Annotated in this window: 10 protein-coding genes; 9 read left to right on the forward strand and 1 reads right to left on the reverse strand. The window is 73.6% G+C overall.

The genetic code is table 11. From position 1 onward, the window contains the following. The 7 genes from ABLM29_RS21415 to ABLM29_RS21445 form a co-directional block, all read left to right on the forward strand. The coding region (locus ABLM29_RS21415; protein WP_349716637.1) for an iron chelate uptake ABC transporter family permease subunit at nucleotides 1-280 on the forward strand (280 nt) is incomplete at its 5' end. 27 nt (nucleotides 281-307) lie between these two features. Then, the gene (locus ABLM29_RS21420) at nucleotides 308-1120 is read left to right on the forward strand and encodes an ABC transporter ATP-binding protein (protein WP_349716638.1); all 813 of its coding nucleotides are present in this window, start codon (nucleotides 308-310) and stop codon (nucleotides 1118-1120) included. A gap of 49 nt (nucleotides 1121-1169) precedes the next feature. Next, complete coding sequence (locus ABLM29_RS21425; RefSeq protein WP_349716639.1) at nucleotides 1170-2210, forward strand: iron-siderophore ABC transporter substrate-binding protein; 1041 nt, start codon at nucleotides 1170-1172, stop codon at nucleotides 2208-2210. 161 nt (nucleotides 2211-2371) lie between these two features. Further along, nucleotides 2372-3712 (forward strand): type I glutamate--ammonia ligase, encoded by a 1341-nt coding sequence (gene glnA / locus ABLM29_RS21430; protein ID WP_349716640.1) that lies wholly within the window; start codon nucleotides 2372-2374, stop codon nucleotides 3710-3712. Nucleotides 3713-3717: 5 nt separating this feature from the next. Continuing rightward, entirely contained in the window at nucleotides 3718-4452 is a 735-nt protein-coding gene (locus tag ABLM29_RS21435) for a type 1 glutamine amidotransferase (protein WP_349716641.1), read from the forward strand. Then, a complete protein-coding gene (locus ABLM29_RS21440; RefSeq protein ID WP_349716642.1) occupies nucleotides 4449-7436 on the forward strand; it encodes a bifunctional [glutamine synthetase] adenylyltransferase/[glutamine synthetase]-adenylyl-L-tyrosine phosphorylase in 2988 nt (995 codons plus the stop codon). The genes ABLM29_RS21435 and ABLM29_RS21440 overlap by 4 nt, the downstream gene beginning before the upstream one ends. 590 nt (nucleotides 7437-8026) lie before the next feature. Further along, nucleotides 8027-8296, forward strand: a complete 270-nt coding sequence (locus ABLM29_RS21445) for a hypothetical protein (RefSeq protein WP_349716643.1) — start codon at nucleotides 8027-8029, stop codon at nucleotides 8294-8296. A gap of 31 nt (nucleotides 8297-8327) precedes the next feature. Here ABLM29_RS21445 and ABLM29_RS21450 read toward each other — a convergent pair whose 3' ends face one another. Further along, nucleotides 8328-9251, reverse strand: coding sequence for a glutathione S-transferase family protein (locus tag ABLM29_RS21450; RefSeq protein ID WP_349716645.1), 924 nt, complete (start codon nucleotides 9249-9251; stop codon nucleotides 8328-8330). Nucleotides 9252-9587: 336 nt separating this feature from the next. Here ABLM29_RS21450 and ABLM29_RS21455 point away from each other — a divergent pair, with 336 nt between their 5' ends. Together ABLM29_RS21455 and ABLM29_RS21460 are read left to right on the forward strand one after the other, a co-directional pair. After that, nucleotides 9588-10940, forward strand: a complete 1353-nt coding sequence (locus ABLM29_RS21455) for a DEAD/DEAH box helicase (protein WP_349716644.1) — start codon at nucleotides 9588-9590, stop codon at nucleotides 10938-10940. Then, nucleotides 10940-11004: methylmalonyl-CoA mutase family protein (locus ABLM29_RS21460; protein WP_349716646.1), on the forward strand; the 65-nt coding region annotated here is incomplete at its 3' end. The genes ABLM29_RS21455 and ABLM29_RS21460, both read left to right, overlap by 1 nt.

Raw genomic sequence — 11004 nt, forward strand, 5'->3', positions numbered from 1 at the left:
GCGGCGCTGCACGCAGCCCGGCTCGCCGCCGACGCGCAAGCGTCGGCGTTCGTTCGTCCACCCGCACCCCGAGCTCAGTTCCCCAACGAGTGTGTCCCGACGGGCGAGCCCGGCGCTGGCGGCCTCGGCCGCGGTCGGGGCGGCGCTGACGATCGGCGCGGACGTGGTCGGGCAGCACGCGCTGGGTCCGGTGACGGCGCCGGTGGGCGTGGTGACCGGGCTGGTCGGGGCGCCGTACCTGCTCCTGCTGCTGGCGCGCAGCGAACGAGAGGGGCGCTGAGATGGACGCTGAGATGAGGAGCCGACGATGAGCACTGCGATCACCGCCGAGGGCGTCGTCCTCGGCTACCGGGGCCGCCCGGTCATCGACGGCCTCGACCTCGAGCTGCCGCCGGGCAGGGTGACCGCCATCGTCGGTCCCAACGCCTGCGGCAAGTCGACGCTGTTGCGCGGCCTGGCCCGCCTGCACCCGCTCCGGGGTGGCCGGGTCACCGTCGACGGGCGCGACGCCCACGCGCTCTCGCGTCGCGAGCTGGCCCGCCTGATCGGCGTGCTGCCGCAGTCCTCGGTCGCGCCCGACGGGGTCCGGGTGGCCGAGCTGGTCGCCCGGGGTCGGTACCCGCACCAGGGCTGGTTCGGGCGGCACACCAGCGACGACGACGCGGTGGTGATGCGGTCGCTGGAGGCCACCGGCGTGGCCGACCTGGCCGAGCGGCGGCTCGAGGAGCTCTCGGGCGGCCAGCGGCAGCGCGTCTGGATCGCGATGGTGCTGGCCCAGGAGACCAGCGCCGTGCTGCTCGACGAGCCGACCACGTACCTGGACGTCACCCACCAGATCGAGCTGCTGGACCTGCTGGCCGACCTCAACGCGGAGCGGGGGAGCACGGTGGTGATGGTCCTCCACGAGCTCAACCACGCGGCCCGGTACGCCGACCACGTGGTCGTCATGTCGGCGGGACGGATCGTCGGGCAGGGCGCGCCCGCCGACGTGCTGACCGAGGAGACGGTGCGCACCGCGTTCGGCCTGGACGCGGCCGTCGTGGCGGACCCGGTGACCGGAGGGCCGCTCGTGGTCCCGCGCGGTCGTCCGCGTCGCGGACCCCTCACCACTCGGCGATAGAAGTTAGGTTAGGCTTGGCTTACCAATTCCGAGCCTGAAGGAGATTCGCGTGCGCACGACACGTGGCTTCCGCCGTACCACCGCCGTCGTCGCCGGTCTGGTGTCCACCCTCGCCCTGGCCGCCTGCGGATCCGAGGACGCCGAGACCGACGCGGGCACGACCGCCGGTGAGGCCGCCGACGTCTTCCCGATCACCCTCGAGAACGTCTACGGCGAGACCACCATCGAGTCCGAGCCGACCCGCGTCGCCACCTGGGGCTGGGGCTCCACCGAGGCTGCGATCGCCGCCGGGGTCTTCCCGGTCGCGGTCGGCGAGCAGGTGTGGACCGCCGGCGAGGGCAACCTCCTGCCGTGGGTCGAGGAGGCCTACGACGAGGCCGGCGTCGAGCACCCGGTCGTCATCAACGACGACGCCGGTGGCGCCGAGATCCCCTACGAGGAGTTCATCGCCGCCACGCCCGACCTGATCGTGGCGCCGTACTCCGGCATCACCGAGGAGCAGTACGAGCAGCTCTCGGAGATCGCCCCCGTGGTCGCCTTCACCGAGGGCCCCTGGACGACGCCGTGGGACGAGACCATCCGCCTCACCGCCACCGCGCTGGGCCGGGAGGAGCAGGGCGAGGAGATCCTCGACGAGATCCACGCCTACATGGCAGAGGAGGCCGAGGCGCACCCCGAGTTCGAGGGCAAGACCGTCGCCGGCATCTGGGCGGCGCCGACCACCCTCTCGGTCTACACCGGCGCGGACCCGCGGGTCGGCGTGCTGACCGAGCTCGGCTTCGAGGTCGCCCCGAGCGTGGCCGAGCTGGACACCTCCGACGGCGGCTTCTACTTCGACCTGAGCTGGGAGAAGGCAGACGCGCTGGCGTCCGACGTGCTCGTCAGCTACCACTCCACCCAGGACGAGGCCGACGCCATGCTGACCGACAAGAAGGCGCTGACCATCCCCGCGGTGGAGGCCGGCAACGTGGCCCAGATGGTCGGCCCGGCCAACGTCTCCTCGGTGTCGCCGCCGACCGCGCTGAGCTTCCAGTGGGAGCAGGGCATGCCGGCCCTGGTCGAGAAGCTCGCCGAGGCGCTCCAGGACTGATCGAGGACCGATCGAGGACTGAACCAGGCATCCGCGCTCGCCGCGCGGAGAAGCCGCGACGGACCCCCGGCCGACCGGCCGGGGGTCCGTTCGTCCGCCCGCCGCGCCGCGTTTGGCTCACCCGGTACGGCGGCCGCCCGGCGTACCCCTAGGCTGCACTCATGGGCAAGCAGGAAGACTTCGTTCTCCGCGCTCTCGAGGAGCGTGACGTCCGGTTCGTCCGGCTCTGGTTCACCGACGTGCTCGGGTTCCTGAAGTCGGTCGCGGTGGCGCCGGCCGAGCTGGAGGGCGCGTTCTCCGAGGGCATCGGCTTCGACGGTTCGGCGATCGAGGGGTTCGCCCGGGTCTACGAGGCGGACATGCTGGCGCTGCCGGACCCGACCACGTTCCAGATCCTGCCGTGGCGCAGCTCCGAGGGCCCGGCCACGGCCCGCATGTTCTGCGACATCGTGATGCCCGACGGCTCGCCGTCCTACGCGGACCCGCGCAACGTGCTGAAGCGGACCCTGGCCAAGGCCGCCGACCAGGGCTTCACCTTCTACACCCACCCCGAGGTCGAGTTCTACCTCTTCCGCGACGTCCCCGAGCCCGGCGCGGACCCGGTGCCGGTCGACCGCAGCGGGTACTTCGACCACACCGCGCACTCCTTCGGCTCCGACTTCCGCCGCGAGGCGATCACGATGCTCGAGGCGATGGGCATCTCGGTCGAGTTCAGCCACCACGAGGCCGGCCCCGGCCAGCAGGAGATCGACCTGCGGTACGCCGACGCGCTCTCCACCGCGGACAACATCATGACCTTCCGGACGGTGATCCGTGAGGTCGCGCTGAGCCAGGGCATCTGGGCGACCTTCATGCCCAAGCCGTTCACCACCCACCCCGGCTCCGGCATGCACACCCACGTGTCGCTGTTCGAGGGCGACCAGAACGCCTTCTACGAGGCCGGCGCCGAGTACCAGCTCTCCAAGACCGGACGCCAGTTCATCGCCGGCATCCTGCGGCACGCGAACGAGATCAGCGTCGTCACCAACCAGTGGGTCAACTCCTACAAGCGGATGATGTTCGGCGGCGAGGCGCCGTCCTACATCTGCTGGGGCCACAACAACCGCTCCGCGATGGTGCGGGTGCCGATGTACAAGCCGCACAAGGGTCAGTCGACCCGCATCGAGCTGCGCACCATCGACGCCGCCTGCAACCCCTACCTGGCCTACGCGGCGGTCCTCGCCGCCGGCCTCAAGGGCATCGAGAACGACTACGAGCTGCCGCCCGAGGCCGAGGACGACGTCTGGGCCCTGACCGAGCGGGAGCGCCGCTCCATGGGGATCGAGCCGCTGCCGCGCAACCTCAACGAGGCGATCGGCATCGCGGAGAACTCCGAGCTCCTGGCCGAGACGCTGGGGGAGCAGGTCTTCGACTTCTTCCTGCGCAACAAGCGAGCCGAGTGGGACGAGTACCGCGGCCAGGTGTCCGCCTTCGAGCGGGACCGGATGCTGCCCGTGCTGTGAGCCCGGTGAGCCCGGTGAGTCCCGACGGGGCCGTCCTCGTCGCCCAGCACGAGGAGGCGTGCCCGCCGCACCTCCTCGGCGACTGGCTCGTGCGCGCGGGCCTGCGGCTCGACGTACGGCGCCTGCACGCGGGCGACACCCTGCCGGCCGACCTCTCCGGGCACCGCGGCCTCGTCGTGCTCGGCGGGGCTCCGGGGGCGTACGACGACGACGCGCTGCCGTGGCTACCTCACCTGCGGGGGCTCGTGCGGTCCGCCGTGGCCACCCGGCTGCCGACGCTCGGGATCTGCCTCGGCCACCAGGTGATCGCGGTGGCCCTGGGTGGCCGGGTCGTGCCCAACCCGCGCGGCGGGATGGTCGGTGTCCGCGACGTCGGCTGGCTCGAGGGTGTCGCCCGGGACCCGCTCCTCGGCCGGTTGCCCGCGCCCCCCGGCCGCGTCCTGCACTGGAACCACGACGTCGTCGTCGAGCTCCCTGAGGGCGCGGAGGCGCTGGCGGCGACACCCGACGGCGAGATCCAGGCGGCGCGCTTCGCGCCGACCGCCTGGGGCATCCAGGCCCACCCCGAGTCCGACGAGGCGCTGGCCGTCATCTGGGCCCACAGCGAGCCGAGCCCGTACGCCGACGCCGCGGTCCGTGGGATCGCGGCCGAGCAGGAGGCGATCGCCGCCGCCTGGTGCGGACTCGGCCCCGCGTTCGCCGAGCTGGTGAACGCGCCGTCGACGGAGCCGGCGCGGTGATCCGCCCGACGATCCGGACCGAGCTGGTGCGGCTCGGCTTCTCCGACACCGAGCGGGCGCAGCAGGACCTCGCCGAGCTCGGCGCCCCCGGCCGGGAGCTGCTCGCGATCTTCGGCCTGGTCGCCGACCCCGACGCGGCGCTCACCTCGCTGGCGGCGCTCGCCGGGGTGGTGGAGGACCGCGACGAGTTCCTCGGCGCGGTCTGCGGCGACGAGGGACTGGCCATGCGCCTGCTCTCGGTCCTCGGCGCCAGCGTCGCGCTCGCCGACCACCTGCTCGTCCACCCCGACCACTGGCGCGAGCTGCGGGACCCGACGCTGGGCTCCACCCGGGCGCCGGCGTTCGCGCTGCGCAACGCGTTGCTCGCCGCCGTCGGCGCGGACCCCGGCGCCGAGGCGCCCGCCGCCACGCTGCCCGACCGCGACGCGGTCGACGGGCTGCGGGTCGAGTACCGGCGCCACCTGCTGCGGCTGGCCGCGCGCGACCTGGCCCACCACATCCCGGTCGACGATGTGGCCGCCGAGCTCGCCGACCTGGCGGCCGGCACCCTGGAGGCGGCCCTCGCGATCGCCCGCGCCCGGGTCGGCCCCGAGGACTCCGCCACCGTACGTCTGGCCGTGGTCGCGATGGGCAAGTGCGGCGGCCACGAGCTGAACTACGTCTCCGACGTCGACGTGATCTTCGCCCACGAGGCCACCGACCCCGATGCGGACGCCGTCGCGGTGGCGGCCGCGGGCCGCGTCGCCGCCAAGCTGGCCGCCCAGCTGATGCAGGTCTGCTCCGACCAGACCGCCGAGGGCACCATCTGGCCCGTCGACGCCAACCTGCGGCCCGAGGGCAAGGCGGGGCCGCTGAGCCGGACGCTGGCCAGCCACCGCGGCTACTACGAGCGCTGGGCCGACCCCTGGGAGTTTCAGGCGCTGCTCAAGGCGCGTCCCGTCGCCGGCGACCTGGCGCTGGGGCGCGACTTCGTGGAGATGGTCTCCCCGATGGTGTGGTCCGCCGCGGACCGCGAGGGGTTCGTCGACGCCGCCCGCGCGATGCGCCGCCGGGTGCTCGACCACATCCCCGCCAAGGACGCCGACCGCGAGCTCAAGCTCGGCGCCGGCGGGCTGCGCGACGTCGAGTTCGCGATCCAGCTGCTGCAGCTGGTGCACGGCCGCGCCGACGACGCGATCCGGCCCCCGACCACGCTCAGCGCGCTGGCCCGGCTCACCGAGGGCGGCTACGTCGGGCGCTCCGACGGCGAGCAGCTGCACCGCGCCTACGCCTTCCTCCGGCAGCTCGAGCACCGCATCCAGCTCTACCGCCTCCGGCGTACCCACCTGGTGCCGACGGACGAGGCGTCGCTGCGGCGGCTCGGCCGCAGCCTGGGGATGATGAAGGAGCCGGTCGCGGCGCTCGACCGGCTCTGGGAGCACCACCGGCGCGAGGTCAGCCGGCTGCACCAGAAGCTCTTCTACCGCCCCCTGCTGACCGCGGTCGCGCAGATCCCCGGCGACGGCGTGCGACTCTCCTCGGAGGCCGCCGAGGCGCGCCTCGCGGCGCTCGGGTACGCCGACCCGCGGGCCGCGCTGCGCCACCTCGAGGCCCTGACCAACGGCGTCAGCAGGGCCGCGTCGATCCAGCGGGCGCTGCTGCCGGCGATGCTGCAGTGGCTCGCCGAGTGCGCGGACCCCGACGCCGGCCTGTTCGGCTTCCGGCGGCTCAGCGAGGCGCTGGGGCGGAGCCCGTGGTTCCTCGGCACGCTGCGCGACGAGGGGGAGGCCGCCGACCGGCTGGCGCACCTGCTCGGCACCTCGAGGTACTGCACCGACCTGCTCGAGCGCGAGCCCCAGGGCGTCCGCCTGCTGGCCGGCGACCTCGCGCCGGTCGGCGCCGCGCCGCTGTGTGAGGAGATGCTGGCCACCGCCCGCCGACAGGAGGACGCGGCCAGGTCCGTGCGGGCGATCCGCGGCGTACGTCGCCGGGAGCTGCTGCGCGTCGCGGCCGGCGACGTGCTCGGGCTGATCGACGTCGCCGACGTCGGGTTCGCGCTGTCCCGGCTGACCGACGCCACCCTGGAGTCGACGCTGCAAGTGGCGGGGGAGTCTGTCCGCGCCGAGCGCGGGCTGGACGAGGCGCCGACGGCGATCGCGATGGTCGCGATGGGCCGGTACGGCGGCTTCGAGCTCTCCTACGGCTCCGACGCCGACGTGCTGTTCGTGCACGACCCCTACCCGGGCGCCGACCCGCAGGTCGCGGGGTCCTACGCGAAGGCCGTCGCCGAGATGGTGCGCGCGACCCTCGCGGTCCCCGGGCCGGACCCCGCCCTCGTGGTCGACGCCGACCTGCGCCCCGAGGGGCGCCAGGGGGCGCTGGTGCGCACCCTGGAGGCCTACGGCGCCTACTACGCGAAGTGGTCGAAGGTGTGGGAGGCCCAGGCGCTGCTCCGCGCCGACGCGGTCGTCGGCGACGAGCACCTGCGGCGACGGTTCACCGCGCTGATCGACCCGCTGCGCTACCCGGACGGCGGGCTGAGCACCTCCGACATCCAGGAGGTGCGCCGGATCAAGGCCCGCGTCGAGACCGAGCGGCTGCCCCGGGGAGCGGACCCCGCCACCCACCTCAAGCTGGGGCGCGGCGGCCTCGCCGACATCGAGTGGACCGTCCAGCTGCTGCAGCTGCGCCACGGCGCCCGCCACGAGGGCCTGCGGACGGCGCAGACCCTCGCCGCCCTGACCGCCGCGGCCGAGGCCGGGCTGCTGGCGGAGGAGGACGCGGACACGCTGACCGCGTCGTGGCGGATGGTCAGCAGGATCCGCAACGCCGTCCTGCTCGCCCGCGGCAAGGCCGGCGACCAGCTGCCGCGCGGCCTCGTCGAGCGCCGCGCCGTGGCCGGGATCATGGGGTACCGACTGGACGAAACAGACGCCCTTGTCAACGACTACCTACGCACCACCCGACGGGCAAAAGCGGTGGTGGACCGCGTTTTCTGGGAGTAGACGACGACACCCTGGGGTCGGGTCTTCCATCCTGGGCAGGGTGTGTCATGATGGGTCACGTCGGGCCGCGACCGACCCCCCCAGAGGTCGCGGCCCGGCGCTCGTTTTGGATGGGCCGAGCCTGTCGCTCGCTGCGCTCGCGCCATGCTGCCGGCCGCGCGGTCGAGCGCTTCTCGGGGCCGGGTTCGCTGGCGGCCTGCGGCGGCCGCGCGCGGAGAAGCTTCGCTCGCGCCGTCCGGTCGCTTCGCTCCCTCCCGGCTCTCGCTGCGCGTTCCCCGCGCTGGCGGCCGTCACTTCTTTGGGCCGGTGGTGGGCGCCCGGTGGTGGGTGCCCGGTGGGCGGTCGGTGGTTGAGGTGCGAGCGCAGCGAGCCTCGAAGCCACCCCCGCAGTGAGTCGGCAGGAACTTTCTTCCGACTCGGGGCGGGGGCCGGGCTCGGCGGTTGGGTCGTGTGCCTGAGGCATCGGCATCGCGGGGCGTGGGGCACACGACCGCCCCCGCCGCTCGGCCGGTGCCGGCGTGGGTCGGGACAACGGCACGTCCACGCTCCCCAAATCGAACAGGTGTTCGATCCACGGGTAGGCTCCGAGCATGGAGCAGCAACCGGCGCGTCGGACGCCGCCGGTGCACGTGTGGGTGGACACCACCATGCGCTGGGGGCCCAGCTCGCTGCCCGGGATCCTGCTCACGTGGCGCCGCACCACGCCTCGCGAGGGGGTCGTGGTGTGGCAGGGGCTGTGCGTCTTCGCGCTGGTGCCGCCGCCGCGCTCGCCGGGTGACCTGGTGGTCTACCAGCAGTGGGTCGACGCCGCTCACATTCAGCCGATGGCGGCGCAGGACCCGCCGAGGGCGCGCGGCTGAGCTCGCGGCTGGGCCCGCGGCGTACGGGGTGTCAGAGCCCTTCGCGGCCGTGCGGCGTGAGCCAGACGGCGGGCTCCGGGCCGCGGGGCACGATCCCGGTCGGGTTGATGTCCTCGTGGACCACGTAGTAGTGCCGCTTGATCTGGTCGAAGTCGATGGTCTCGCCGAAGCCGGGCGTCTGGAACAGGTCGCGGGCGTAGCCCCACAGCGCCGGCATCTCGGTCAGCTTGTTCCGGTTGCACTTGAAATGGCCGTGGTAGACCGCGTCGAAGCGGACCAGCGTGGTGAACAGGCGGACGTCGGCCTCCGTGATCGCCTCGCCCATCAGGTAGCGGCGGTCGGTCAGCCGCTCCTCGAGCCAGTCCATCGTCGACCAGAGGCGCTCGTACGCCGCGTCGTAGGCCTCCTGCGAGCCGGCGAAGCCGCAGCGGTAGACGCCGTTGTTGAGCTCGGTGAAGATCCGCTGCATCACCTCCTCCATCTCGGGGCGCACGGCGTCCGGCCACAGGTCCGGTGCGTCCGGGCGGTGGTGGTCGCGCCACTCGAAGAAGAGGTCGTGGGTGATCCACGGGAAGTCGTTGGTGACCACGGCGCCGGTCGGCACGTCGACCATCGCGGGCACGGTGATCCCGCGCGGGTAGGCCGCCTCGCGGGCGAAGTACGCCTCCTGGAGGCGCTCGTAGCCGAGCACCGGGTCCACGCCGCCGGGGTCGAGGTCGAAGGTCCAGCTGCGCGCGTCGTGGGTCGGGCCGGTCAGGCCCATCGAGATGACGTCCTCGAGGCCGAGCAGCCCGCGCACGATGATCGCCCGGTTGGCCCAGGGGCAGGCGCGGGCGGCGATCAGGCGGTAGCGCCCCGGCTCGACCGGCCAGGTCGGCACGTCGAGGTCGTGGCCGCCGTACGCGTCCCGGGAGCGGCCGTGCTCGGCCGTGATGCGGTCGGGGACGTACTGCATGTCCCGCGTGTAGGCCTTGCCCTGCTCGGTGTAGGTCGGCACCCGAAGCCCCCCGGGGGTTGGTTGAATCGTCTACTAATTCTAGAGGGGCGGGGCAACGCGGTGGGAGATCGTCCGACGGGTGAGCAACGACACGTCGCGGCGCCGTGGTGTCGATGGCGGTGCTGGAGCGGTACGCCGATAGCCTGGGGCGTCAGCTCGTTCGGGTCCCACCGCGGGTTGAGCGCAACGTCGCAGCGATCTCCGCCCAGACCGGCATCGACGCTCCGTGCGCAGCCTCCGCCGCCCGGCGGGCACAGGCTCCGGTGGGGCACGACGCAAGGAACGCCTGACGCCATGACCTCCTTCACCGATCTCGGCCTGCCCACCTCCCTCGCGGCGGTGCTCGAGCAGCGTGGGATCACCACCCCGACCCCGATCCAGGCGGCGACGCTGCCGGACGCGCTCGCCGGCCGCGACGTGCTCGGCCGCGGCCGCACGGGCTCGGGCAAGACCTACGGCTTCCTGCTGCCGCTGGTGGCCCGCCTCTCCGGCGGTGCCGCGGCCAAGCCGGGCCGCCCGCGCGCCCTGATCCTGGCGCCCACCCGCGAGCTGGTCGGCCAGATCGAGGAGTCGCTGGTCCCGCTCGCGCAGGCCACCGGCCTCACCTCGCGCACCATCTTCGGCGGTGTCGGCCAGAAGCCGCAGGTCGACGCGCTCAAGCGCGGCGTCGACATCCTCATCGCCTGCCCCGGCCGGCTCGAGGACCTGATCGGCCAGGGGCACTGCAGCCTCGCGTCGATCGACATCACCGTGCTCGACGAGGCCGACCACATGGCCGACCTCGGGTTCCTGCCGTCGGTGCGGCGCCTGATGGGCCAGACCCCGCGCGAGGGTCAGCGGCTGCTCTTCTCGGCCACCCTGGACGGCGGCATCGACGTCCTGGTCAAGCGCTTCCTCTCCCAGCCGGTGACCCACCAGGCCGACTCCGTGCAGTCGCCGGTGGCGACCATGAGCCACCACGTGCTGCACGTCGACCGCGAGCACCGGCTGCCGATCCTGCTCGACCTGGCCAGCGCGCCGGGCCGCACGGTGGTCTTCACCCGGACCAAGTACGGCGCCAAGGCGCTCGCCCGCCAGCTCAACAAGAACGGCGTGCCGGCCGTCGAGCTGCACGGCAACCTCGGTCAGAACGCCCGCACGCGGAACCTCGCCGCGTTCCACGAGGGTCGCGCCTACGCGCTCGTCGCGACCGACATCGCCGCCCGCGGCATCCACGTCGACGACGTCTCCCTGGTGGTCCACGCCGACCCGCCGGCCGAGCACAAGGCCTACCTGCACCGCTCGGGACGCACCGCGCGCGCCGGCGCCGAGGGCACCGTGGTCACCCTGATGACCAGCGACCAGCGCAACGACGTGCGCGACCTGACCCGCGCGGCCGGCATCTCGCCGACCACCACCCGGATCCAGGGCAGCAGCCACCCGGTGCTCGAGGAGCTGGCCCCCGGCGAGCGCTCCCGCCCGGGCGCGCTCGAGATCGCGGCGCCGGCCCAGGGCGGTTCCGGCTCGGCCGGCTCCGGCCGCTCCGGCGGCGGTCGGTCGCGCTCGCGGGGCAAGGGCAACGGCCAGGGCGGCTCGGGCGCCCAGCGCCCGTCCGGCAACCGCGGCGGCTCGGCCGCCGGATCGCGCGCAACCTCTCCCACCTGCTGATCGACGAGTCGCACGTCGCCGAGGTCGCCGACCCCGCCGGCGGCTCCTACCTGGTCGAGACGTC

This window comes from Nocardioides sp. YIM 152588 (genome assembly GCF_040191335.1).
GTDB lineage: Bacteria > Actinomycetota > Actinomycetes > Propionibacteriales > Nocardioidaceae > Nocardioides.